The sequence below is a fragment of the Gordonia sp. 852002-50816_SCH5313054-c genome (genome assembly GCF_001665925.1).
GTDB classification, from domain to species: Bacteria; Actinomycetota; Actinomycetes; order Mycobacteriales; family Mycobacteriaceae; genus Gordonia; species Gordonia jacobaea.
Genome location: NZ_LZTE01000079.1, coordinates 58,219 through 83,232 on the forward strand (window position 1 = coordinate 58,219; position 25,014 = coordinate 83,232).

General features: G+C 65.5%; 21 protein-coding genes and 1 riboswitch. Of the genes, 11 read left to right on the plus strand and 10 right to left on the minus strand.

Annotated features, from left to right (window positions below; translation table 11 throughout):
- The first annotated feature begins 127 nt into the window (after nucleotides 1-127).
- From A5788_RS21175 to A5788_RS21185, 3 genes are all read left to right on the plus strand, one after another.
- Nucleotides 128-994 (plus strand): LysR family transcriptional regulator, encoded by an 867-nt coding sequence (locus tag A5788_RS21175; RefSeq protein WP_064867415.1) that lies wholly within the window; start codon nucleotides 128-130, stop codon nucleotides 992-994.
- 181 nt (nucleotides 995-1,175) lie between these two features.
- Complete coding sequence (locus A5788_RS21180; protein WP_064867417.1) at nucleotides 1,176-1,589, plus strand: rhodanese-like domain-containing protein; 414 nt, start codon at nucleotides 1,176-1,178, stop codon at nucleotides 1,587-1,589.
- The gene (locus A5788_RS21185; protein ID WP_049700107.1) at nucleotides 1,586-2,785 is read left to right on the plus strand and encodes an O-succinylhomoserine sulfhydrylase; all 1,200 of its coding nucleotides are present in this window, start codon (nucleotides 1,586-1,588) and stop codon (nucleotides 2,783-2,785) included. Before A5788_RS21180 ends, A5788_RS21185 begins: the two co-directional genes overlap by 4 nt.
- Here the strand turns inward: A5788_RS21185 and A5788_RS21190 are convergent.
- Nucleotides 2,770-3,708 (minus strand): GntR family transcriptional regulator, encoded by a 939-nt coding sequence (locus A5788_RS21190; RefSeq protein WP_064868144.1) that lies wholly within the window; start codon nucleotides 3,706-3,708, stop codon nucleotides 2,770-2,772. The two genes, A5788_RS21185 and A5788_RS21190, sit on opposite strands and share 16 nt — an antisense overlap.
- Nucleotides 3,709-3,792: 84 nt before the next feature.
- On the opposite strand from A5788_RS21190, the gene A5788_RS21195 reads away from it, so the two are divergent.
- Complete coding sequence (locus tag A5788_RS21195; protein WP_049700106.1) at nucleotides 3,793-5,088, plus strand: aspartate aminotransferase family protein; 1,296 nt, start codon at nucleotides 3,793-3,795, stop codon at nucleotides 5,086-5,088.
- 64 nt (nucleotides 5,089-5,152) lie between these two features.
- Here A5788_RS21195 and A5788_RS21200 read toward each other — a convergent pair whose 3' ends face one another.
- On the minus strand, nucleotides 5,153-6,253 hold the full coding sequence (locus A5788_RS21200) for an isochorismate synthase (RefSeq protein WP_064867421.1): 1,101 nt from the start codon (nucleotides 6,251-6,253) through the stop codon (nucleotides 5,153-5,155).
- Nucleotides 6,254-6,419: 166 nt separating this feature from the next.
- A riboswitch (SAM riboswitch) is annotated at nucleotides 6,420-6,533 on the plus strand.
- A 16-nt stretch (nucleotides 6,534-6,549) separates the two neighbouring features.
- On the opposite strand from A5788_RS21200, the gene A5788_RS21205 reads away from it, so the two are divergent.
- Entirely contained in the window at nucleotides 6,550-7,878 is a 1,329-nt protein-coding gene (locus A5788_RS21205; RefSeq protein WP_064867423.1) for an aminotransferase class V-fold PLP-dependent enzyme, read from the plus strand.
- A complete protein-coding gene (locus tag A5788_RS21210; RefSeq protein ID WP_064867425.1) occupies nucleotides 7,875-8,378 on the plus strand; it encodes a hypothetical protein in 504 nt (167 codons plus the stop codon). Before A5788_RS21205 ends, A5788_RS21210 begins: the two co-directional genes overlap by 4 nt.
- 196 nt (nucleotides 8,379-8,574) lie before the next feature.
- Here the strand turns inward: A5788_RS21210 and A5788_RS21215 are convergent, their stop codons facing one another.
- From A5788_RS21215 to alc, 6 genes are all read right to left on the minus strand, one after another.
- Complete coding sequence (locus tag A5788_RS21215) at nucleotides 8,575-9,762, minus strand: phosphatase PAP2 family protein (protein ID WP_082937786.1); 1,188 nt, start codon at nucleotides 9,760-9,762, stop codon at nucleotides 8,575-8,577.
- 11 nt (nucleotides 9,763-9,773) lie between these two features.
- The gene (locus A5788_RS21220) at nucleotides 9,774-11,063 is read right to left on the minus strand and encodes a hypothetical protein (protein ID WP_064868139.1); all 1,290 of its coding nucleotides are present in this window, start codon (nucleotides 11,061-11,063) and stop codon (nucleotides 9,774-9,776) included.
- A 69-nt stretch (nucleotides 11,064-11,132) separates the two neighbouring features.
- Nucleotides 11,133-12,842: an alkaline phosphatase D family protein gene (locus A5788_RS21225; protein ID WP_231894031.1), complete on the minus strand. Its 1,710-nt coding sequence runs from the start codon at nucleotides 12,840-12,842 to the stop codon at nucleotides 11,133-11,135.
- Nucleotides 12,843-13,096: 254 nt separating this feature from the next.
- On the minus strand, nucleotides 13,097-14,269 hold the full coding sequence (locus A5788_RS21230) for a phosphatase PAP2 family protein (protein WP_064868136.1): 1,173 nt from the start codon (nucleotides 14,267-14,269) through the stop codon (nucleotides 13,097-13,099).
- Nucleotides 14,270-14,318: 49 nt separating this feature from the next.
- A complete protein-coding gene (locus tag A5788_RS21235) occupies nucleotides 14,319-15,986 on the minus strand; it encodes an alkaline phosphatase D family protein (protein ID WP_231894030.1) in 1,668 nt (555 codons plus the stop codon).
- 151 nt (nucleotides 15,987-16,137) lie between these two features.
- A complete protein-coding gene (gene alc / locus A5788_RS21240; RefSeq protein ID WP_231894034.1) occupies nucleotides 16,138-17,121 on the minus strand; it encodes an allantoicase in 984 nt (327 codons plus the stop codon).
- A 191-nt stretch (nucleotides 17,122-17,312) separates the two neighbouring features.
- Here alc and A5788_RS21245 point away from each other — a divergent pair, with 191 nt between their 5' ends.
- Together A5788_RS21245 and A5788_RS21250 are read left to right on the plus strand one after the other, a co-directional pair.
- On the plus strand, nucleotides 17,313-17,789 hold the full coding sequence (locus A5788_RS21245; RefSeq protein WP_049699957.1) for a MarR family winged helix-turn-helix transcriptional regulator: 477 nt from the start codon (nucleotides 17,313-17,315) through the stop codon (nucleotides 17,787-17,789).
- The gene (locus A5788_RS21250) at nucleotides 17,786-19,477 is read left to right on the plus strand and encodes an MDR family MFS transporter (protein ID WP_064868127.1); all 1,692 of its coding nucleotides are present in this window, start codon (nucleotides 17,786-17,788) and stop codon (nucleotides 19,475-19,477) included. The genes A5788_RS21245 and A5788_RS21250 overlap by 4 nt, the downstream gene beginning before the upstream one ends.
- 120 nt (nucleotides 19,478-19,597) lie before the next feature.
- Here A5788_RS21250 and A5788_RS21255 read toward each other — a convergent pair whose 3' ends face one another.
- Nucleotides 19,598-20,080 (minus strand): inorganic diphosphatase, encoded by a 483-nt coding sequence (locus A5788_RS21255; protein ID WP_005207556.1) that lies wholly within the window; start codon nucleotides 20,078-20,080, stop codon nucleotides 19,598-19,600.
- 136 nt (nucleotides 20,081-20,216) lie between these two features.
- On the opposite strand from A5788_RS21255, the gene dacB reads away from it, so the two are divergent.
- From dacB to tilS, 3 genes are read left to right on the plus strand one after another with little or no spacing between them, the layout of a single operon-like run.
- Entirely contained in the window at nucleotides 20,217-21,623 is a 1,407-nt protein-coding gene (gene dacB, locus A5788_RS21260; protein WP_064864189.1) for a D-alanyl-D-alanine carboxypeptidase/D-alanyl-D-alanine endopeptidase, read from the plus strand.
- The gene (locus A5788_RS21265) at nucleotides 21,620-22,882 is read left to right on the plus strand and encodes a zinc-dependent metalloprotease (RefSeq protein ID WP_231894029.1); all 1,263 of its coding nucleotides are present in this window, start codon (nucleotides 21,620-21,622) and stop codon (nucleotides 22,880-22,882) included. Before dacB ends, A5788_RS21265 begins: the two co-directional genes overlap by 4 nt.
- Entirely contained in the window at nucleotides 22,861-23,817 is a 957-nt protein-coding gene (gene tilS, locus A5788_RS21270) for a tRNA lysidine(34) synthetase TilS (RefSeq protein WP_064864191.1), read from the plus strand. Before A5788_RS21265 ends, tilS begins: the two co-directional genes overlap by 22 nt.
- A gap of 54 nt (nucleotides 23,818-23,871) precedes the next feature.
- Here tilS and A5788_RS21275 read toward each other — a convergent pair whose 3' ends face one another.
- Nucleotides 23,872-24,534, minus strand: coding sequence for a hypothetical protein (locus tag A5788_RS21275; RefSeq protein ID WP_064864192.1), 663 nt, complete (start codon nucleotides 24,532-24,534; stop codon nucleotides 23,872-23,874).
- Between the last annotated feature and the right edge of the window lie 480 nt (nucleotides 24,535-25,014).

Below are 25,014 nucleotides of genomic sequence, written 5' to 3' on the forward strand. Positions count from 1 at the left end.
GCTCGCGAACAGAGCTCATTTACCTCCACGCTAGGAGCGTCGTGAACGGAAGGGAACGATCGGTTCGGACGCTCCTGTGTTGCCCAAACGGAAATACCGAGTTCGATGTGGAGCGTTGGATATTTCTATGGATGTCATGCACCTGCGGTACTTCCTCGCTGTGGCACGTGAGCTGAACTTCACCAGGGCTGCGGAATCACTTCACATGTCCGCGCCTCCGCTGAGTAAACGGATCAAGGCGCTGGAGTCCGAGCTCGGCGTCCGCCTCTTCGACAGGTCGACACACCACACCGCACTCACCGATGCGGGTCGTGCATTGATTCCGCTCGCAGAACGGGTCGTCGCAGATCTCGACGCACTACCGTCCGCGGTGCGCGCGACCCAGCACACGGACCTACGGGTTGCCGTTCCGGACGAGCTCACACACGCACAGCGTCGACGCATCTCGGCGGTTGCCGACCAGGTCGACGAAACGCATCGGGTGATCTTCTCCCAGATGCCGTCGCTGGAGATGCCGGAGCAGCTCCTCGGCGGCGAGATCGATCTCGCGATTTCGCATCTTCCCGAACACCATCCTGACCTTGTGGGCACGTTGCTCACGTCGTCGAGAGTCGTGGCCGTCGTCGACGCGTCGCGATTCGCGGGGGCGGCCGCAATCACGACCGCTGACCTGCGGGGCATGACGTTGGTGTCCGGCCCGAGGCACTGGGACCTGCGGTACGGGCCGTACACGCGGCTTCTGCGCGACCTCGGTGTGCTCGTCGACGCCTCGCACCGCTACTCCACCATCTCAGGAATGGCATTGATGCTCCGCGGGGGCGACCGATTCACCCTGGTTCCGGAGGAGACGGAGTCGATGCGCGCCATCGATCGCAGTGAGTTCACGCTTCTTCCCATCTCCGATCTCGCAATGCCCATGGACACGTGGGCGATCAGGCGCGCCGACAGCGACGATCTCGACGCCGTCGTCGCAGCACTTGCGGTGGACGCGTGAGTGTCGGGGTCCGGTGGGACTGCCGGGGTGGTGGGCTGGGGTCATGGCGAGCCGGGGTCATGGTGGGCTCGGGTCGAAATCACGCCACGACCGGCGCGCGAGTACATTGCTAGGCGACGAAACTCCCGGCCAGCAGTGCGTTCGGGATAGGCGACAACAGAGAGCGGAAGGTGTGCAGGGCATGACCTATGCAGGCGATCTGACTCCCCAGCAGGCCTGGGAGATGCTGGAGACCGACCCCAACACGGTTCTGGTCGACTGTCGCACCACGGCGGAATGGGCATTCGTCGGCGTCCCGGATCTGGAAGTCATCGAGAAGAACGCCGTCTTCGTCGAGTGGAACACCTTTCCCGACGGGTCGCCCAACCAGGCATTCATCGCGGAACTGCGCGATGCGGGTATTCGTGACGACAACGAAGTGATCTTCTTGTGCCGCTCCGGACATCGTTCGATCGGAGCTGCCGAGGCGGCGACCGCGGCCGGAATCGCCAAGGCGTACAACGTTCTCGACGGATTCGAGGGCGCACTCGACGAGAACGACCACCGCGGCGCCGTCGGGTGGCGTGCCTCCAATCTTCCGTGGAGGCAGTCGTGAGTCACGAACTGCCAGAAGGCGTTTCCTTCGACACCCTCGCCGTGCGCGGCGGCCTGGCTCGCTCCGGCTTCTTCGAGACCTCCGAGGCGCTCTACCTCACCAGCGGTTACGTGTACGACTCCGCAGAAGCGGCCGAGCGCGCATTCACCGGTGAGGACGAGCGATTCGTCTACTCCCGCTACGGAAATCCGACGACCGCCATGTTCGAGGAGCGCCTACGCCTGCTCGACGGTGCCGAGGCATGCTTCGCGACGGCGAGCGGCATGGCCGCGGTGTTCGTGGCGCTCGGCGCACTACTGAAGGCCGGCGATCGGCTCGTCGCGGCGCGCAGCCTGTTCGGTTCGTGCTTCGTGGTGTGCAACGAGATCCTGCCACGCTGGGGCGTCGAAACGGTTTTCGTCGACGGTGAGGACCTCGACCAATGGGAGCAGGCGCTGTCGACGCCGACCGACGCCGTGTTCTTCGAGACGCCGTCGAATCCGATGCAGACTCTCGTCGACGTCGCGAAGGTTTCTGAGCTTGCTCACGCTGCGGGCGCAAAGGTGGTGTTGGACAACGTCTTCGCCACACCACTACTGCAACGCGGATTCGACCTCGGCGCCGACGTGATCGTCTACTCGGGTACCAAGCACATCGACGGCCAGGGCCGTGTGATGGGCGGCGCGGTGTTGGGCACCAAGGAGTACATCGACGGTCCGGTGCAGACTTTGATGCGTCATACCGGTCCCGCCTTGAGTCCGTTCAATGCGTGGACGCTGCTCAAAGGGCTCGAGACCATGCGCCTGCGCGTCGACGCGTCGGTGGCGTCGGCGTTGCGGATCGCCGAATTCCTCGAGGCCGACCCACGCGTGCGGTGGACCAAGTACCCGTTCATCACATCGCATCCGCAGTACGACCTCGCGACCAAGCAGATGTCGGGCGGCGGCACCGTCGTGACGTTCGAACTCAATGACCATGACGGCGTCGACGGCAAGAAGCGGGCGTTCGAGGTGCTCAACGCGTTGCAGGTCATCGACATCTCGAACAACCTCGGCGACTCCAAGTCGCTCATCACCCACCCCGCCACGACGACGCACCGCGCGATGGGTCCGGATGGTCGGGCGGCGATCGGGCTCAGCGACTCGGTGGTGCGACTATCGGTCGGACTCGAGGGTGTCGACGACCTGCTCGGCGATCTGGATCAGGCGCTCGGCTGACTCGTCGCCCGTAGGTCGCGCAGCACTTCTCGAACCATGCGCACCGATGCGTCGTCGAGGACGTTGCCGAACTCGATGACGCGTACCCGCTGCGAGAGCCGGTCGGCGAGTTCTGCTGTCTCGCTGGGGATCACGACGACGTCGAGTCCTGCGAGCTCGTCGTCGGAGGTCCCGTCGAGCATCGTGACGTCTGTGATGCCCGCGGCTGAGAGCGAATCCCGCACGCTCGCAGCCTGATCGGCGGTGTTGTACCAGAGCCCGACCTTCTGCTCGGGCGGGACGTCGGCGATCTGCATGAGCGTGCGGACGTGCGGCGCGACGACGATGGCCACCACCTCGGCGCGATCACTCATCAACCCGCGGACCTGCGCGAGGTGGAAGAACGTGGTGAGTACCAGGTCTGCAGGGACGGCGTCTGGGTCGAAGTGGTCGAGTACGAGCGGAGTGACCCGAATGCCGAGCTTCTCGGTGAGTTCGTCTGCGAAGTAGTCGGCGCGGTCGTCGTTGCACTCGACGAAGTACACCCGAGGTGAATCAGCGTTTGTGACAGCGAGATTCAGTGCGAGGTCGCCGATCTCGGTGGGGGATAGCCCGAGCTGTAGGCACTCGTCGACCGCGCGCCGCAGTGTCTCGCGGGCGGTATCGCGTGCTTCGGACCGCGGCTGCGTCGACGTCGCGGTGAGCACGACCATCCCGCCGCGGCCCCGCGATTCAACAAGCCCGGCCGCACGTAGGTCGCCATAGGCTCTGGCGACGGTGTTCCGGTTGATGCCGAGATTGTCGGCGAGCATACGGGAACCGGGTAGGCGGTCGCCGGCGCCGAGTTGTCCCATCTCGATCATGAAGGTCAACTGGGTGACGATCTGCCGGTAAATGGGCATGTCAGAGTGCTCGCTGACGCTGATCGGCGGCTGAGGTCCCATCGGGGTCGTGTGCTCCTGAAAGATGAATGTCCTAACCGACTATGCCATAGTTGGATGATCCGCACGACCGATCTGAGGACGACCATGACAGACGACGCCTTCTGGGATGCCGCCCAGCGACACCTGATCCGCTACATCCCCGCGTTCACTCCGCGCATCATCGAACGCGCTTCGGGGTCGTACGTCTACGACTCCGACGGCAACGCGATCCTCGACTTCACGTCGGGTCAGATGAGCGCCGTGCTGGGCCATTCGCATCCCGCGATCGTCGAAGCGGTATCGAATTCGGTTGCCACGCTTGACCATTTGTTCAGCGGCATGCTCAGCAGGCCCGTCGTCGACTTTGCTTCGCGGCTGTCGACGACGCTGCCCGACAACCTCACGCGCACAGTGCTGTTGACCACGGGAGCCGAATCGAATGAGGCGGCGATCAAGATGGCCAAACTCGCCACCGGCCGGTACGAGATCGTCTCGTTCGACCGGTCGTGGCACGGAATGACCTCTGGCGCAGCGGCTGCCACGTTCTCGGCGGGTCGACGCGGCTACGGCCCGACGCTGCCGGGCAACTTCACGCTTCCCACCCCGAACGCCTACCGCTCGCCGTTCCGCAACGCCGACGGGTCCTACGACTGGGAAGCCGAACTGGAGTATGGGTTCGCGGCCGTCGACACGCAGTCGAACGGCTCGCTCGCCGCGTGCATCGTCGAACCGATCTTGTCGTCGGGTGGCATCATCGAGCTGCCCGAGGGCTACCTCGCGCGGCTGCGGCAGATGTGCGACGACCGGGGCATGCTGCTGATCCTCGACGAGGCGCAGACCGGACTCGGCCGTACCGGTACCATGTATGCGTTCGAGCGCGACGGAGTTGCCCCGGACATCCTCACACTCTCGAAGACTCTCGGCGCGGGCCTACCCGTGGCAGCCGTCGTGACGAGTGCGGAGATCGAAGACCGTTGTGCCGAGCGAGGATTCCTCTTCTACACGACCCATGCGTCGGATCCGCTCGCCGCGACCGTCGCCCTCACGGTGCTCGACGTGATCGAACGGGAGGGGCTCGTCGAGCGTGCCGCCAAGCTCGGAGATGTTCTGCGCGAGAGGCTGATCGGGCTGCGCGACGACGTCGAGGTTGTCGGCGACGTCCGGGGCCGCGGGCTGCTGCAGGGCGTCGAACTCGTGACCGACAAGGCGTCGCGCACTCCCGCAGATGCGTTGGGTGCCAAGGTGACTGCAGCCTGCCTCGAGCGCGGACTGCACATGAACATCGTCCAGCTACCCGGCATGGGCGGCATCTTCCGCATCGCCCCGCCGCTGACGATCAGCGACGACGAACTGCACCAGGGCCTCGACATCCTGACCGACTCCCTCGCCGCGTCGCTCTGAGTGCGGGTGGTTCGGCGCGGGGGTGTGGGCTCCACGACGCGGGCACGCACCCACTACCCCGACGTCAACCGAGCTCGACGACGCCGAGCGCGCGCAGGACGGTCGCGAGCTTCGCCGACGTCTCGTCGAGCTCTGCCTGCGGCTCCGACCCGGCGACGATGCCGCCGCCTGCCCAGGTGTGGACGTGACGACGATCGTCGGACAGTTCGAGCGAACGGATCGTCACCATCCACTCGCCGTCGCCCGCGGAGCCCGACCATCCGACGGCGCCCGCGTAGAATCCACGACGCTCCTCGTGATTCGAGATGAACTGTGCTGCAACATCTCCCGGTGTTCCGCACACCGCAGGGTTCGGGCTCAGCAGCAGTGCGAGGTCGAGTGCGGTGATCGTCGGATCGCTCAGCACGCCGCGAATCGCTGTCGCGAGGTGCCACATCTCGCCGGTTGAGACCAGCGAAGGCTGATCGGGCACGTCGAGTTCGCGACAGATCGGCTCGAGCGCGTCGCGGAGATGGTCGACGACGAACGCGTGCTCGGCCCGGTCCTTCGTCGAGGCGAGCAGTACCCGGCCGGCAGCATGGTCGACGTCGGGGTCTGCTGAGCGCGCCGCCGATCCCGCGTAGGGGCGGCACGTAACCTCGAGACCTTGCTTGCGCAGCAACACTTCTGGGCTAGCTCCGATGAGCCATCGAGCGCGCGGGTCGGTGTGCTCGTCGACGCTGAGGTCGACGAGAAACGCAGAGTGCTCGGCGTTTCCGTACGCCAGGGCTTCGAGAAGTCGGTCCGGGTCGACGGGAGGTTCGACATCGAATTCGACGGCGCGCGCGAGCACGACCTTCGACAACGCCCCCGCGTCGATCTCGTCGATGGCACGTGCGACCCGGTCCCGATGCGTCGCGGCGTCGGGAATCAATGTGACGCGCTCGGCGTGAGCAGGCTCCGGCGCTTGCCCCACGATCGCCGAACCGCTGTGCGTGATGGTTTCGGGAACCAGCAGCGCGGCGTCGTCGGCGGCTGTGAACCCGATCGCCCCGGTGACGGCGCCGATGCGCCCGGAACGCAACGCCTCGGCAGCCTCGGTGGCGTCGGTGAATCCCGCGGAAGCGCCACGCGCTCGAACGGTGCCGTGCGGCCTGGACAGGACGAAGACCTCCGAAGCTGGCATGGATTCACGCTACCGGTTGCGTGGAAGCGCAACCGCGCACAGACCGGCGCGGCCGGCGCGCAGAATCGGGCTCGATAACACGCTCGGCGATCGCACCCTCGGCCGCCTTTCGTGCACGCTGAGTGAAAGTTGACAGCTCAGCGTCGCGTCGGTGATCCTTGGAACAGGTCATGAGTGCCAGCGACAAGCCCCGGCTAGCTGGTCGGCAACCCTCCTCCGCGGTGGGGTGCTCCGGGTGACGACCTGGCCGTGCCCAGGGTGGGTACGGCAAGCGTGGATTCCAAGGAGACTATTCGATGACTGCTGTCGTCACCCGTTCGCACACCGAGTTCTCGCAGGCCAAGGCTGTTTCGCCTGCGCAGACCCCAACTATCGCCCCACTCGCCGACGTCGTCGGCGCCGCCGAATGCGCGCCGCTTTCCGACGGTACGACGGTGCGCTACGCCAACTTCGACTACGCGGCCAGCGCCCCCGCACTCAGCGCGGTGGCTGATGCCGTCGCCGACTCGCTGAGCACCTACGCCAGCGTGCACCGCGGCGCGGGACATCTGTCGCAGGTCACGACGCGTCGCTACGAGGAGTGCCGCGAGACCGTTCGACGCTTTGTCCGTGGTCGCGCCGACGACGCCGTCGTGTTCACTCGCAACACCACCGACGCGATCAACCTCGCGGCGCATGTGACGCCTGGCGACGTTGTCGTTCTCGACATCGAGCACCACGCGAACCTGCTTCCATGGGTCGAACGCAAAGACAAGTGGACACGCATCGTCGAAGTTGCGTCGACCATCGATGAGACTCTCGCCGCCGTCGAGCGCGAACTCGCAGCCAAGCCCGCCGCGCTACTTGCGGTGACCGCGGCGTCGAACGTGACCGGCGAGGTCCTCCCGATCTCGCGACTCGCATCGATTGCGCACCGGCACGGCGCCCGAATCCTCGTCGACGCCGCACAACTCGTCGCGCATCGCCCGGTGTCGATCGTCAGCCACGGCATCGACTACCTCGTCTTCTCGGGCCATAAGCTCTACGCGCCGTTCGGCGCGGGTGTGCTGATCGGACGCACCGACTGGCTCGACGCCGCGCAGCCGTATCTGGCGGGCGGCGGTGCAACGGCAGACGTCGACGTCGAGGCCGGTTGCGCGTCGGTGTCGTGGCACACGGGTGCAGCGCGTCACGAAGCGGGATCTCCTAATGTGTTGGGCGCCATCGCGATTGCTGCCGCATGCGACGCGATCACCGATCTCGGACACGAGTGGATCGGCGCGCACGAGGCGTACCTGTGCGCACAACTCGACGCCGGACTCGCCGAGATCGACGGAGTCACCCCCCTTCGTGTCTTCGACGACGGCCTCGAGCGCGTCGGCATCGCAGGCTTCACCGTCGACGGCCATAGCCCGCGCGAGGTGGCGGAGTACCTGAGTTCGGAACACGGCATCGGTGTGCGCGACGGAAAGTTCTGCGCTCACCCGCTTCTCGACCGACTCGGTTATCCCGACGGCGCCGTACGCGCGAGCTTCGGACTCGGCAGCTCGTCCGACGACGTCGACCGCCTGCTCCACGCGCTGCGCTGCCTGAGCGATCGCAGCGCCGACGCCCCCGACATCCACCACCGAAAGGCACACTCGTGACGATCCAATCGAGTTCTCCGACAGACGTTCTCGCCGACCAGCTCCTTGCTGCCGACACCGGCGTCATCACCATCGGCCGCCCGGCGCTGCGGGTTGCGATCGTCGGCGACGCCGGTGCCGCCGAACTGCCGATCGTCGTGCGACGTTCGACGCTGCGCGACGCCCAGCGCACTCGCTCGCTACTGCGGGCCGGCACCCGTGACACCGCGAACTTCTCGGTAGCACTGGCTGTCGAGGTTGCGATCGCACCGCATCCGGGGTCGGCGCGCGCGTCTGTCGCCTCGGTGTCGGCTGCCGGCTCGGCGGTGACGTCCGTGGGGGATCGCGCAGAGACCGTGCGCTACGTCGGCACCCCGCACGGCCTGGCCACACTGATCCGAGACATCTACGCGGCAGAGGTCGCCGACGCCGTGCTCATCGTGCCGATCGACGGCTCGGCCACCGAGCACCGCGTGCGCGCAGAGGTGCTGCCGCAGTTCGAGTCTCGCCGGGCTGCGTGATCTCGACAAGCTCGATCAGCGGGTAACAAGCTGATCAGCGGGTGGTGATCTCGACAAGCTCGATCAGCGGGTGGGGCTCGATCAGCGGATTGGCTCGGTCGGCGGGCGGTGATCTCGACAAGCTCGATCAGCGGAGTGGGCTCGATCAGCGGGTAGCAAGCTCGATCAGCGGGGTGGCTCGGCGGGTGGGGTTCGATCAGCGGGCGGCGTAGGCGCGGGCGAGGTTGAGGCGCTGCCACGACTGTGCGCCGGGGCGTTGGTCGTCGAGTGGGTATCCGGCGGGATACGCGGTGCGTCGCAGTAGGTCGGCTGCTTGTGCGCGGGTGAGGCGAGGATGTGCGCGCAGCACGAGGTCGACGGCTGCGGGCGGTACGACGAACGCTGCACTCGGCGAGCCGATGCGCGAGAGTGCGTAGGACATGCGCTTGTTGTAGTCGGCCAGTGCGTCGGGTGTGCTGCGATAGGGTGTGTCGCGCGCGATGCACGTCGATAGTGCTGCGCGGCAACGCCATTCGAGTTCTGCGCGGAGTTCCTGTCCGGCGGCCACGATCAGTGGGCGGAAGCGTGGGTCGGCGTATCTGTCGGCGACGGCGGCGTCGGCGACCATGCGTCCGGCGATCACGTCGAGCGGGTAGTGCACGCCGAGGACGACGCGGTTGTAGCCGGCCTCGCTGCCGCGCGCGAGGAACTGTGGTGCGAGTTCGGGAATCATCAATGCGAGCAGCCCGGTGCGGATCATTGCCGAGGCGGTGTGCCCGGACGGGTACGACGAGCCGCTGGACTGCACGTCGCTCTTGGACCTGCCGGGCCGGTTGTACACCGTGATGCGGTCGGGTTCGGCCACATACGGACGGTCGTTGTCAGACAGGGCCTTCTCGACCGCCGTGGACGCAGCGATGCCTTGGCCCCGGGCGAATAGTGTGTCGAGCAGAGCCGAGACCTTGGGCAGTCGTTTGTCAGCAAGGGCCTGACGGAAATCTCTACCGAGGTTGGTGCCGAACGCATCCGACATTGTGTAGAGCTGCGTCTGCGACAAGCTGTCAATCGCGTAGCCGTCGTCGAGTGCCCGCTTCTGACGTGCCGGATCGTTCTTCGCCGACTGATTGATCGCCGCGGCCCTGTCCGAGTTCTCGGCGATCGTGTCGGGGTGGTTATTGCGAATGTCGGTGAAGCTCGAGATCACTGGCCAATAGATGACGTCAGAGCCGTGGACGTCGGACTGGTACACCGTCGCGATCGCACCCGCGGGGAACGGCGTCGGGTTGGGTCGAGGCGGCGCCGCGACGGCCGTGGGTACCTGTGCGCCGAGGAGTGCGCAGGCGGTCAGAGCGGTGGCCGCGACGACGCGCCTGAGCGATCTGACGGGAATGTGGATCGATGACATCGAGTGTTTCCTTACTTGCCCAGGTAGACGGTCTTGTCGGCGCCCGGGTAGGGCTTACCTTCATCGGTGGTGCGGCACAACGCTTTTGTAGCACCCTGTGCGCTCGCAAGCGCCCATTCGGGTGTTGCTTTGAAAGTTCGGAGATCGTTGACGGCACGGCCCCCGTTGAACACGGCGTTGACCGAGACATCCGACAATGGGATGTAGTGGCTGAGTTCGCCGCCGGCACTGAGGTTCTGCAGCACTCCGGCAGCATAGGTCAGGCCAGGGCCGCCGATGATCGGCAGACCCGCCACCTTTTCGAATACGCCGATCAGCTCGTCCTTGTCCTTCGGGACGAATGCGTTGCTGAGGTACACCTTGTGTAGGTTGGCTCGGACGCTCTTGACGCTCGCCGCAAACGACGCCTGTTGCGATTTCGGCAGCGTCGATCCATGCGTCGCGCCGACGTAGACGATGGCCTCGTCCAGGCTCAAGCCTGCCAGCGGGCGACAGTCGTCACTCGACGGACTCAACGACTTCGCGAAGGTGGTCAGCTCAGGGCTGACGTTCACGGCGAAGGCGTTCTTGACCCTTTCCCGTTGAACCGGTTTGGTGCCGTCCCCGGCCGCCAGACACGTGCTGTCTGCCTTGTCTCCGAGGGTGTTTCCGCCCTTCTCGGCCACGGTCCCCGGCAGCTCGACGACCGTTTTCACGATCTTTCCCGCGATGGAGCCGATGATGCTGCTGACGATCGGCACACCGACGGCACCCGAGACGGCCTTCGATGCGACCTCGTCGAGGATGGTCGCGATGTTGTCGAGGACGATCGCGTCGTTTGCCTCGATCCCTACGAGAACGGTCTCGATCGCGTCGTTGAGCGTGATCGAGGAGAGTCGGTAACCGTCACGGTAGGTGCCGTTCTTGATCGACAACACCTGCTGGACCAACGCATTGGCGCCGTGGGTGGCCTGCACGCCTTGACCGGGACTCACTTCCGACCCGCGCTGAGTGACCACGAGCGTGCTGACGGTGCTGTTGTGTAGTTGCGTGGAGAAGCGGCCGGCGGCGCTGTCGATCGTCGTTGCGGCTCCGGGCGCTCGGGCGTCGAGCGACTTGGCAACGATCGGCACGAGTTCACCGAGCGTCAGTGTGCTACCCGACCTGCATTCGGTGGGGAACGGCGCAGACGGTTGGCCGAGGGGTGCGGCATGCGCGGACGTCGCGCCGACGGTTACCGTCGCGGCCACGGCAACCGCCGTCAGCCCCGCAGCGAGGGCCAGTGTGCGCCGTGGAGTCACGGCGGAGTGCTCGGAATGCATGAGAGTCCAATCGTTGCGGGAGGTCGGCCGTCGTGAGTGTCGGTCGGGTTGTCAGAGATGGCGAATAGTTCAGGCGCGCCGTAGTTTTGGCTGTCCGACGCGCGTGTACCAACTGAAGGCGGGGTACACCGACGACGCCGGGTTCATCACGTCCTTCACGTAGAACCAGTTCATCTGCGCGCGTGACCTGTCGATCTCCATGACTCCGAAACCGTGTGTGGTGAGCTCGACGTCCTTGATCCAGGGGTTCGCGGTCTTGATGGTCTCCTGGGCGACGTCCATGGTCGTCGTGACGGGCGCCGCGAGTGCCCTGTTGATGGCGATGGTGTCGTAGCCGCTGGCCGCGGTGATGCTCGGCGGGGTGAATTCGCACGCGACCACGCGCCCGCTCGCATCCTTGCCGTAGTGGGGCACGTTGAGGGGAATCTCGCTGGCCCACGAGCTGTGGATGTCGCCGGTGACGAGCACGACACTCTTCTTGCCCGCCATGTCGATCGCCTGCAGCAGCGCACGACGTTCGGCTTGATATCCGTCCCACTGGTCGTTGTTGATCGTGATCCCGTCGGCGGGCAGGCCGATCTGCTTGTGCAGCCAGTCAGCGACGCGCGGGTCGGTGGTCTCGGGAATCACCAGCGGAGCCATCATCACCTCGTTGCCGATCACCTGCCAGCGCGCTGACGACGTCGTGATCGAGGTCTCGAGCCACTTGTATTGCGTCTTACCGGTGATGCTCTGGTTGGGATCGTCGACCTTGAGGTAGGACTGCTTGTCGCGGTAGGAGCGTAGATCGGGGATGATCAGCTCGGCGAGCTGACCGAAGCGGAACCGGCGGTAGAGGTGTTCGCCGTTGTCGATTGAATTGGGGCGCACCGGCATCCACTCGAAGTACGCCTTGTCCGACGCGCGTTTGCGAGCGCTCCAGCTGCCCTGGGTGAGAGTCTTGTGGTTCTCGGCGCCGTCTCGGTAGGAGTTGTTGGCGGATTCGTGGTCATCCCACATGCAGATGAAAGGGTGAGCGGCGTGCGCGCGGGCAAGATCGGGATCCTGGTGGTACTTGCCCTGCCGGATCCGGTAGTCGTCGGCGGTGACGGTCGCGTGGACCGGCGCGGTGGTGCGGACGGTCTCGTTGTAAGCGCCGGGATATCCGCCGGTCTCGTATTCGTAGGTGTAGTCGCCGAGGTGAAGCACGAAGTCGAGGTCATCCCGCTGAGCCATGCCGCGGTAGGAGATGAAATGGCCCGCTTCGTAATTCGCGCACGAACAGACCGCGAACCGAAGCTTGTCGATATCGGCCGACAGCGCTGGTGCGGTCTTGGTGCGACCGGTCGGTGAAACAGCGCCTGCCAGTGGGCCGTCGGCCACGACGAAACGATAGAAGTACCGCGTCGACGGCGACAGGCCGGCGGCGTCGACCTTGACGGTGTGGTCGCGATCGACAGAGGTGGTGAAGATGCCCGACGCCACGATGCGCGCGAAGCCGGGGTCGTGGGACACCTGCCACCGGACGTTCGTCGGTTCGCCGAATCCCGACCCGGGTGTTGCCCGCGGCTCGGGAGTGACCCGGGTCCACAGGATGACGCGGTCAGACAGCGGATCTCCGGATGCCACCGAGTGCAGGAAAGCCTGACGGCGCGGCGCGGCAACCGCTTCGGATACACCGGATGCGAGCGCGGCCGCTGTGCCGGCTGCGGCGGCAGCGGTCTGCATGAGCCGCCGACGCGACATCGATGGAACAGCAGAGATCTTCGAATCGGGCAGGCTGTGAAGTTCGCGGGTCACGAGAAGTTAGCGAAGCGGTCTTTGTTGTCCAATAGGCGAACAGCAGGCAAAGAAGACCTCATGAGACGCGTATGTGAATCCCCACTCAGTTTGTGCTGCAGCGAGTTGCCGGACGGGCGCGCGACTATGTGCTTGCGACCACACGACCACGTGGCCGTGCCGATGAGCACCGCGTGGGCGCAGAGGTGTTGCCGCAGTTCAAGTCTCGGCGGGGCGGGTGATCTCGACAAGCTCGATCAGCGGGTTGGGCTCGATCAGCGGGCGGCGTAGGCGCGGGCGAGGTTGAGGCGCTGCCACGACTGTGCGCCGGGGCGTTGGTCGTCGAGCGGGTATCCGGCCGGGTAGGCGGTGCGGCGTAGTAGGTCGGTGGCTTGTGCGCGGGTGAGTTGGGGATGTGCGCGCAGCACGAGGTCGACGGCTGTGGGCGGTACGACAAACGGTGCGCTGGCCGAGCCGATGCGTGAGAGTCCGTAGGACATGCGCTTGTTGTAGTCGGCCAGGGCGTCGGGTGTGCTGCGGTATGGTGTGTCGCGCGCGATGCACGTTGATAGTGCTGCGCGGCAGCGCCATTCGAGTTCTGCGCGGATTTCTTGGCCTGCCGCCACGATCAGTGGGCGGAAGCGTGGGTCGGCGTATCGGTCGGCGACGGCGGCGTCGGCAACCATGCGTCCGGCGATCACGTCGAGCGGGTAGTGCACGCCGAGGACGACGCGGTGATAGCCGGCTTCGCTACCGCGCGCGAGGAACTGCGGTGCGAGTTCGGGAATCATCAGTGCGAGCAGCCCGGTGCGGATCATTGCCGACGCGGTGTGCCCGGACGGGTACGACGAGCCGCCGGAAAGTACGTCCTCGTCGGTCTTGCCCGGCAGGTTGTAGACCTTGATCCGGTTCGGCGCCACCTTGTACGGCCTGGGGTTGTCGGAGATCTCCTTCTCGACGAGCGTCGACGACGCGATGCCTTGCCCGCGTGCGGCGAGTGAGTCGATGAGTGCGGTCACCTTCGGCAGTCGCTTCTCGGTGAGCGCTTGGCGCACATCGGCGCCGAGCTCGGTCCCGAACGCATCGGTCATGGCGTGCAATTGCTTCTGCGACAACCCGTCGATCGCGTACGCGTCGTCGAGTGCGCGCTTGCGCAATGCCGGATCATCCTGTGCCGCATTGTTGATCGCGACCGCCTTCTCCAGGTTCTCCGACATCGTCGCGGGGTGATGCGCACGAATGTCGGTGAAGCTCGAGATCACCGGCCAGTAGATGACGTCAGAGCCGTGGACATCCGACTGATAGAGGGTGGCCAACGCTCCGACCGGGAATGCGGTGGGTGTCGGTTTCGGCGGCGCTGCCTGCGCGGTGGCGGGGGCGCCGAACACCGCACACATCACCGCTGTTGTTGCGACGAGTCCGTTGGCGAGTTGTCGCGGGAGTCTCATGTCGTGGTTCCTGTCGATAGAAGGTCGGGTCGGGTTCCGGCGAAACGAGTTATGTGCGAATCAGTTTCGGGGTACCCGCCCGCGTCGACCAACCGAATGCTCGCCGAGTCGTCGAACGCGGGTCGAATACATCCGCGACGTAGAACCATTCCATTGTGGCCCGCGCGGGCGTCACGGTCATCACCCCGAATCCGTGTGTCGTCAGTTCGACATCCTTGATCCACGGGTTGGCCAATTTGATGGCCTCCTGACCGGCGGACAGCACCGCGACAGTCGGGGCGTCGAGTGCGCGGCTGACCGCGATGCTGTCGTGCGCACTCGCGGCCGTGATGCTGGGGACGGTGAACTCGCACGCGACGGTGCGTCCCGAGCGGTCCTTTCCATAGTGGGAAACGTTCAGCGGCAACTCACTTGCCCACGAGCTGTGGATGTCTCCCGCGACCAGAACCACGTTTCGCTTGCCCGCCTTGTCGATCGCGGACAGCAGTTGTCGACGCTGCGCCGCGTACCCGTCCCACTGATCGTTGTTGACCGGGAAGCCGTCTCGGGGGACTCCGACCGTGTCGTGTAACCACTCGGCGAGTCTTGGATCGGTCGACGCGGGAATCGTCAGCGGCACCATCATCACTTCGCTGCCGATCACCTGCCAGCGGGTCGACGACGTCGTGATCGAGGTCTCCAACCAGGTGTACTGCTGTGCACCGGTGATCGACTGCTTCGGATCATCAACGCGCGCAGTCGATTGCTTGTCGCGATACGAGCGGAGATCGGGAATGATGAGCTCGGCCAGTGTGCCGAAACGGAGGCGTCGATACAGGTGCTCGCCGTTCTCGAGCGAGTTCGGGCGTACCGGCATCCACTCGAAGTACGCCTGTGTTGCCGCACGTTTGCGAGCAGTCCAACTGCCCTGCGTCCGCGGGTCGTGGTTCTCCGCGCCGTCGCGGTAGGAGTTGTCGGCCGATTCGTGGTCGTCCCATATGCAGACAAACGGATGCGCGGCATGGGCGCGGGCAAGGTCGGGGTCCTGGTGGTACTTTCCCTGCCGGATGCGGTAGTCGGTCAGGCTCACCGTCGCGTGTCTCGGTTCGACCTTGCGAACAATCTCGCCGAATGCTCCTGTGTAGCCGCCGGATTCGTACTCGCAGGTGTAGTCGCCGAGGTGCAGGATGAAGTCGATGTCGGTGCGCTCGGCCATGGCCCGGTACGAGATGAAGTGTCCTGCTTCGTAATTCGAGCACGAGCAGACTCCGAACCGCAGACGGTCGATGTCCGCCGAGGCCGCGGGGGCTGTCTTCGTTCTGCCGACCGGCGACACGGCGCCCGCCGCGGGACCGTCGAGCACGGTGAAGCGGTAGAAGTATCGCGTCGCGGGAGCAAGTCCCGCGGCGTCGACCTTGACCGTGTGGTCGCGCTGGGCCGTCGTCGTCACGCTTCCGGACGCGACGACACTGCCGAATGCGTTGTCGTGCGCGACTTCCCAGCGCACCGCGGTCGGGTCGCCAAGGCCGGAGCCGGGTGTCGCGCGTGCGTGGGGTGTGACGCGCGTCCACAGGATCACGCGGTCGGGGAGCGGATCGCCCGAAGCCACCGAATGCGCAAAGACGCCGGAACCTCCCGGGGCTGCCGCTGCAGACGGAATCGCAGCCGACGCGACGGCGGCGGTGCCCGCAGCCACCGTCGCCGACTTCAGGAACGTCCTGCGCGTTACATGTGACATCTGCGAAGTCTGTGACATCTGCGGAGTCTGTGACAACTGCGAAGGCAGCGGTTTACTGACCGGTTTGGGAAGTCTGTGAGCCACGAGGAGTCAGTCAAAACCCGCCATGTGACCGGATTGGGTGTTTCAGGTGAACGGCGGGTGTCGACGCTCAGGCCTCGCCGCGCTCCCACTGCTCGATCAGGCCCGCCTGCGACTCCTCGGTCAGCAGTCCGTAGAGCTTGAACCGTGCCATGCCGCCGTCGGGGAAGATGTCCATCCGCGCTTCGGTCATCGGCCGGTCGAGGTCGATGACGAAGCGGTGGCGAGTGTCGGGTTGCAGCTCGGTGCGGGGCAACACATCGAACCATTCACCGTCCTCGCCGTCTCGGCCACGCACCGTCGCTGCTCCCGGCGCGTTGCCGATGAAGTAGCTGGTGTCGAGTTCGACGAGACTGACCCTGCCCTGGCCCGCGAGGCGCACCTGTACCCAGTCGTTGCCGGAGTCACGACGGCGGCTGGTCTCCCATCCCTCGCCCATGTGGCGTGCGCGACCGGGCATCAGCAGGTTGTTCGGTGAGCTGTAAAACATGTTCGAGCATGCCGTGATCAGTCCGCCGTTCTCGAGGGCGGCGAGATCGAAGTGGCCGTAGCGGAAGAAGTGCGGATTAGGCACACCGCGGCCGTGAACACGGAAGCGTGCGACACCGCCGTCGGGATGCATGGTGAGTCGGACGTGCGTGAAGCGGCCCTTTGCGTCGACCTTGAACGGATTGCGGGTGTCGCCGTCGACCTGAGTCTTCTCGACGATCGTTGTCCACTCGGCGTCGTCGACGAGTTGTTGCGCCGACACGACGCCTTCGACCGCGGTGGCCTCTACCGAGATCTCGGGCGGATAGTTGCCCTTGAACCACGACGTGTCGACGACGACGCCGTAGATCACACCGGGTGCGCCGAGCCGGATGATCGCCTGGTCGACGCCGTCGCGGCGTCGGCGTCGTGTCTCCCAGCCGTCGTAGACCTGACCCTTGTGCCCGAAGGTTGCGGGCCGGTACTCGGCCGGGCCGGTCTTGATCAGGTTCTGTACCTCAGCGAACAGATCGTCGTTGGTCCACACGACCGCGCCGCCGAGATCGCGAAGCGCGAGGTCGGGCATGGAGGTGAAGTGGGGGCGGCTACCTGACGGTGGTGGAGGCTGAGGAGTCACGAATGTCGATGGTAGTTGGCTGTTTGCGTAGCGCAGAACTCGAGCGCATACTTGCGCTCGGCATTTGCTTGCAACATGCAACTACTTGCAATAGGTAACATCCGTCGGCTTTGTCCGTTAGGTAGTAAAAGGCGGTAACAGTGCTCGACCCGGAGTCGATCGACCAGCTCTTCGATTCGCTCAGCCGATACCTGCGTGTCCGGGATCGTGCGGTCCACACCACGTTCCGTACCAAGGACGGGGAGTTCGAGACCGCGGCATTCCGCGGCCTGTTCCACCTCGACCGTGCGCCCATGCGGTCGAGCGAACTCGCCGCCGCGCTCAACGCTGATCCGTCGACCGTGTCGCGACACGTCGCACAACTCGTCGACCTCGACCTGGTGCGTCGCGAGGCCGATCCGGCCGACGGACGCGCAACGCTCCTGGTGATCACCGAAGCGGGACGTCGACGCGTCGAGGGCATGCGAGCGATGCGTCGTGAAGCGTTCGAGTCCGCGATGACGGACTGGAGCCAAGACGAACTGTCGACGCTGGTGGTGTTGTTCGACCGCTTCGTCGACGCCGCGGAGCAGCTGATTGCGCCCGCAGGCGAACATTCCGGGAAAGGAACGAGATGACAGACGAGACGCAGGTGTCCACGCCATCTGACGAGGTGGCGGGCGCCGGTCTGACCCACCGGCAGATCCTCACGATCCTGGCCGGCTTGATGCTGGGAATGTTCCTCGCGGCGCTCGACCAGACCATCGTGTCGACCGCGATCCGCACCATCGCCGACGACCTGCACGGCTACGACATGCAGGCATGGGTGACCACCGCCTACCTCGTCACGTCGACCATCGTCACTCCGCTCTACGGCAAGCTCTCCGACCTCTACGGCCGCAAACCCTTTTTCCTGCTTGCCATTTCGATCTTCATCGTTGGATCGCTGCTGTGCTCGCTCGCGACGTCGATGTACGAGCTCGCGGCGTTCCGCGCTCTGCAGGGGCTCGGCGCCGGCGGTCTGTTCACCCTGGCGCTGACGACGATCGGCGACATCGTCCCGCCGCGTGAGCGCGCGAAGTACCAGGGCTACTTCCTCGCGGTGTTCGGCACGTCGAGTGTGCTCGGTCCGGTACTCGGTGGCTTCTTCGCCGGTCAGTCGACGATCCTCTGGGTGTCGGGGTGGCGCTGGGTCTTCCTGGTGAACGTGCCGATCGGCATCCTCGCGCTGATCGTCGTCGCCAAGGTGCTCAACTACGACCAACAGAAGGGTCGGGGCGGCCGTACCGACTACTGGGGTGCGTTCGCGCTTGCCGTCGGCATCGCGCCGTTGCTGATCGTGGCCGAGCAGGGCCGCGAATGGGGCTGGTTCTCGGGTTGGGCGTGGCTCTGTTACGGCGTCGGAGCCTTCGGCATCGCGCTGTTCGTCTGGATCGAACACAAGATGGGCGACGACGCGCTCATCCCGTTGCGCGTCTTCAAGAATCGGGTGTTCGCGCAGGGCATCGTGATCTCGATGGTCGTCGGTGCGGTGATGTTCGGCGGGATCTCGATGCTGCCCCAGTACTTCCAGGTGCTGCGCGGCTCGAGCCCGATGGTCGCGGGCCTGCAGATGCTGCCGATGGTTCTCGGTCTGATGATGGGTTCGATCGCGTCGGGTCAGATGATCTCGCGCACAGGCAGATACAAGGTGTTCACGATCGTGGGTGCGGTGCTCATCACCGTCGCCACGTTCCTGTTGCACCTGGTGAGCACGTCGACGCCGGTGTGGCTCGTGATGCTCATGGCGTTCCTGCTCGGCTTCGGACTGGGCAACCTGATGCAGCCGATCACGCTCGCGATGCAGAACATCCTGCCGCCCAAGGACATGGGCCTGTCGACCGGCACCGCGACCTTCTTCCGCCAGATCGGCGCGACTCTCGGTGTGGCCGTGTTCTTCTCACTGCTGTTCAGCATGATGGGACCGAACATCAAGGACGAGATGGTGTCTGCAGCGCAGACTCCCGAGTACCGCGCCGCAGTCGTGCGGGCAGCGGGCAGTGATGATCCGCAGGTCAGCGAGTTCGCCAAGGGTCTGATCGCGGCGTCGCAGAATCCCGGGGGAGCGTCGGGGTCGTCGGACGCGGTGATGAGCGATACGTCGATCATCGAGAAGTTGCCCGCCGAATTGGGCGATCCGATCAAGGAGGGCTTCGCGAACTCGATGGACACGGTGTTCCTGACGGTGTCGATCGTCTCGCTGCTCGCGATCATCGGCACGGTCACGTGGAAGGAACTCCCGCTGCGTCGCGGGAAGCCGGCCGCCGAAACTGTGGCTGCCGAGTAGGGCCAGCGAGTAGTACCAAAGAAAATCCACCTCATCTGTGCCGGTTCACCTTCGGCAGTGCCGAAGGTGACGCGCAACAGATGAGGTGGATTTTTCAGTATGTAGCGGCAGGGGCGTCGATCAGTGTCCCGGGAAGCGCTCGACGGCGGCCTGTGCCACCTTCTCCGCCTCGTCCTTGCCGACCCAACCGCCCGGTGTGACCGACTTGCCGGGCTCGAGATCCTTGTAGTGCTCGAAGAAGTGCGAGATCGCGTTCAGCTCGAACTCCGACACGTCGCCGACGTCCTGAATGTGGTCCCAGCGCACGTCCTTGGCGGGCACGCACAGCAGCTTGTCGTCGCCGCCTGCCTCGTCGGTCATCGTGTACATCGCGACCACACGAGCCTTGACCACGACGCCCGGGTACACCGACTCGGGCAGCAGGACCAGCGCGTCGAGCGGGTCGCCGTCTTCGCCGAGTGTGTTGTCGATGTAGCCGTAGTCGGCGGGGTAGCCGAATGCGGTGTAGAGATAGCGGTCGAGGAAGACCTTTCCGCTCTCGTGATCGACCTCGTACTTGTTGCGACTTCCCTTGGGGATCTCGATGGTCACATCGAATTCCACGGTTCCTCCTTGATCGTGGCGCCTCGGGCGGGATCGGTGCGCCGTCGGCGGGTGTCGACAGCCGCGGTCCGGCTGTGCGAATCGCCTCAACGATACTGTGGGGCGTCGGAAGAGATGGGTCGAGACCGGAGGTCGAGTGGGCGCGAGGAATCAGGACGGTCGGTTGCGCGGTCGACGTCGCGCGGTTGTGTGGACCCTGGTGTCGGTGATCGTGCTGGCATTGGTCGCATCGAGCGTGCTGTTCGTGGCGTTGCGCATGAACAAGTCCGACGACCTCCCGGCCGGTGTGCCGCCAAGGCCTGCGCCGATCGCCGCGACGCCTGAGATCAACGCTGTGTCGGCGACGGCGCCACAGCCGACGGCATCCGGCGTGACCAGGCAGATCGCCGCAGCGGCCCGCGCGCCGCAGCTCGGCGAGTTCACCGGCCAGGTCAGCGACTCGTTGACCGGCGCAATCCTGTGGTCGAAGAGCCCGAGCACCCCACGGGTGCCCGCATCGAACACCAAGATCCTGACTGCGGCCGCCGCGCTGCTCGGACTCCCGCACGATGCGCGCCTGACGACGACTGTCGTGGTCGGAACCGACGGCCAGGTGATTGTCAAGGGTGCAGGCGACCCGACGCTGTCGGCCCAGTCGAAACGGTCGCAGACGTTCTACACCGACCCCGGTCGGATCAGCGACCTTGCCGACCAGGTCCGTCGGTCGGGGGTTCCGGTCACCTCCGTCGCCGTCGACACCAGTGCGTACACCGGTCCGACGATGGACAGCAGTTGGAGCCGCGACGACATCAAGGGCGGCGACATCGCTCCGATCGAGGCATTGATGACCGACGGCGCGCGCATAGATCCGCTCAACGAATACTCCCCGCGCGTCGATGACCCTGCGAGAACCGCCGGAGAACAACTCGCCAAGGCCCTCGACGTCGACGCCCCGGTCACGAACGTCACCGCTCCCGCTGGTGCGCGGACCGTGGCGACGGTCCGTTCGGCACCGCTCGTCACCAGGGTCAACGACATGCTCCGCTACTCCGACAACGTGCTCGCCGAGGCGCTCGGCGTCGAACTGTCCGTCGCTCGCGGCGGACCCGCAACGCTCGCAGGCGGTACGTCGGCGGTGAAGCAGACGCTCGCCGACAACAAGTTCGACGTCTCGAACGTGACGCTGCGCGATACGTCGGGGCTGTCGTACCGCAACCTCGTGCCCGCAGCACTGCTCGACAAGCTGATGGCCGCTGCCAGCGGACCGACCGGAAGCGATCAGCCGATCGATTCCAAGATCCGCCCGATGCTCGACGGACTGCCGGTTGCAGGCGGCACCGGCACACTCGCCGACCGTTTCACCGTCGGCGAGAACCCCGGCGCGGGGTGGGTGCGCGCGAAGACCGGAACACTGACCGGCGTCAGTTCGTTGACCGGCATAGTTCAGACGGTCGACGGTCGGGTGCTGTCGTTCGCGTTGATCTCGGGAGGCACATCTCCCGCGGACGCGCGGCCGGCCCTCGACAACGTCGCGGGCAAGTTGAGGGAGTGCGGGTGCCGATGACCGAGCCGACCGACGACGTGGGAAGTGGTCTCGACAAGCTCGACCAGCGGGGTGAAGCCGCCCAGCGGGGTGAGCTCGACGAGCGGGGTGGTCTCGACAAGCTCGACCAGCGAGACGAGCGAGACGAGCGGGAGGAGCGCGGCGAGTCGATCGGTGCGCGCATCGATTGGTCGCTTGCCGCGACGGTCGGGAAACGTCTGGTGCGTCCGGGGCCGAAGGTCACCGAGTACACGCTCGACGCCGCGCAGGCCGAACTGGCCGACGCCGCCGTGCGGGCCGAGGGACCGGTGCGCGAGGTCACCGGACTCGCGGACGGGCTGCGCGTACCGAGTGCGCTCGTGGTCGATCGGCGCGGCTGGGTCGACGCCGCGTCTCAGTCGATGCGATCGATGCTCGACGGCGACGACGACGGCGAGTCCGGTGGCGGACTGTCGGGGAAGGTCGGCGGCCTACAGGCAGGCGGTCTCCTCGCGTTCCTCGCGGGCGCCATACTCGGGCAGTACGACCCGTTCACGCCGAGTGGTTCGGATTCGAGCGGGCCAAGTGACCCCGGCGCCGGGAGCGCAGCGAGCGGGCCGCAGAATCCCGGCGCCGGGAGCGCAGCGAGCGGGCCAAGTAATCCGGGCGTGCTCATGCTGGTGACGCCGAACATCATTGCGGTGGAGCGTAGTCTGCGCGTCGTGCCGTCGGATTTCCGTCTGTGGGTGTGTCTGCACGAGGTGACCCATCGCGTGCAGTTCTCCGCCAACCCCTGGCTGCGTCAGTACATGCTCGACAACATCGCGGTGCTGACCTCCGATGCCGGAGAGTCGGTGGCAGACGTTGTCGCACGGATCAATTCGGCTGTGCGCGGTGGTGCCAAGCGGGAGAAGGGCGTCATCGGTGTGATGCAGATGTTGCAGACGCCCGAGCAGTACGAGGCGTTCACCCGCATGATGATGCTCGGCACCCTTCTGGAGGGGCATGCCGACCACGTCATGGATGCCGTTGGCCCAGCACAGGTTCCGACCGTCGAGCAGATCCGCGCATCGTTCGACAAACGACGCACCGCACCGCGAAATCCCGTGCAGCGCATCATCAGAGCGTTGATCGGTATGGATGCCAAACTCGCGCAATACATTCGGGGCAAGGCTTTCGTCGACGAGGTCGTCGGGACCGTCGGAATGGAGCGTTTCAACACCATCTGGACCGATGCGGAGACGCTGCCCCGGCCAGACGAGATCGACGAGCCGTCGCGATGGATTGCACGCGTGTTGTGACCCGCGCGGTCGCAGATTTTGCGACCGCTCACCTGGCCGGACGCACCGAGGTGTGCGTCGGGTTGTCCGGGGGACCGGACTCGTTGGCGCTCACCGCAGGAGCGCTCCGTGCGGGTCTGACGGTCCGCGCACTCATCGTCGACCATGCGCTGCAGCCCGGCTCTGATGCTGTTGCGGCCGATGCGGCGCGGACCGCCGTGGGCCTCGGTGCGTCGGCGCAGGTGCTGCGCGTGAGTGTCGGAACCGCCGGAGGCATGGAAGCGGCGGCACGAGACGCCCGGTACGCGGCACTCGACGCCGCCCGCGACGGACTGCCGGTCCTGCTGGCCCACACCATGGACGATCAGGCCGAGACAGTCCTCCTCGGCCTCGGAAGGGGTTCGGGGTCGCGCTCGCTGGCTGGTATGCGTGCGTCGCGTGAGCCGTGGGGTCGGCCGCTGCTGGGTGTACGTCGTTCGCAGACGGTCGGAACGTGCACAGAGCTGGCACTGCCAGCGCATGCCGATCCGCACAACCGCGACCCGAGATTCACTCGCGTGCGGCTACGAGCAGAGGTGATCCCGTTGCTCGACGATGTCCTGCACGGTGGGGTCGTCGAGGCGCTGGCGCGCACCGCGACCTCCCTGCAGGCTGACGTCGATGCTCTCGACGACGTCGCGGACGAGATCTACTCGACGTCGTCGAGGATCGGCGAGCACGCCGAACTCGACGTCGCTTCGGTCGCCGACCTCCCCGCCGCGGTGCGAACCAGAGTTGTGCGGCGCTGGCTGCGGGAGGTCGGCGCGACGGAACCCACGACGCGGGTGATCGAGGCCGTCGACGAGCTGCTTCGGGGTGTTCGGCCGGGCCAGGTGGCGATCGGCGGATCGCCTGATCACCGGCTGGCGGTCGAACGGACAGCCGATGGGATGAGGGTGACGCGCCTTCCGCGGTGACCCGGTCACCAAAGCGTGGCCGGGTCACCGCGGAGGGATCGCTTTTTAGTCGTTCTAAACGGGCGAGTTGATGGTCTGGAAGTACTGGATCGCGGAGAGGATCAGCGTCCCACCTCCGCCGAGGATGATTCCGACGATCGACCCGAGCGCCGCACCGATCTGAATGCCAGGAAAGAGGCAGCCGATTCCCGCGCCCAGCGCCGCACCGAATCCACATCCGACCACAGCCCCGACAACAGCGCCGAGACCAAGTCCGACCAGAGAAGAAATGGTCATTCCGGCCGACAGCTGACCGTTGAAGCGGGTGAGAGCCTCGTTGTCGCGTTGTTGCTTCGTCTGCTTCGTCGGGGCTTCCTTCGCGGCGACCGCACGCATCGCGTTCACCTGAACCGGGTCGGCGAGATGTGCACGCAGTTTGTCTCGGGACGGGACCAAAGTCGCGGATGTCGGGGTCACGTGCGCGTCGATGGGCAATTCGAGAAATTCATCCCGATACCACAAAGCCATGCGGAAAAGGGACTTTCCCGCGCCGTTCTTGATGACCAGGTCAGAGCCCTCACGAGCTATCGTGCCGTCGGTGACGGAGAGGCTCACCGACGACGGTCCAGCGGAAAGGCGGTAGTGAACCGATTCCGACGACGGCGCAGCGTGGGCAGTTGCCTGCAGCAGGGGGATCGCGAGCACAGCGGCGGCGAAGATTGCAATCGCACGTATCAAATACTTTGTCGGCAAATATGTTTCGCCAGGCAAATGTGCTAGTTGAGAGGGTGGCTTGGGGTTGTATCGCCGCTGTTGGTTCATTGTCGTCCTCGTCCTTGATCCGACGTTGAGTTTGCTTGTCATCGGCGATTACGCCGCTCCGTGATCCTCAAATAAAATCCGAGAATCGTTAGTGAGTGATACCGATCACTACGATGCCCGAAAATAGATAGTGGCTGCTTTTCTTGGGGCGTGGGCACAACCGCGCCCGCGGGTGACGCATGTTTCGATCCGTTATTCTCTTGTGATGGATTCGTCCTGTTTTCAGACGACATTTCCTCGGGTGGGTAATGGTGTTCAGACGCAGCGGACGGCACCGCGGGCATCGGCCGGTTCGGTGGACGTGTCAAGCTGGTATCCGGGCTCTTCGAAGTTGAGCGGGCAATGCCTGGTCAGGGCCGCGGCGTGTCGTTGAGGTGAGACGCCCCTGGTCTCCGG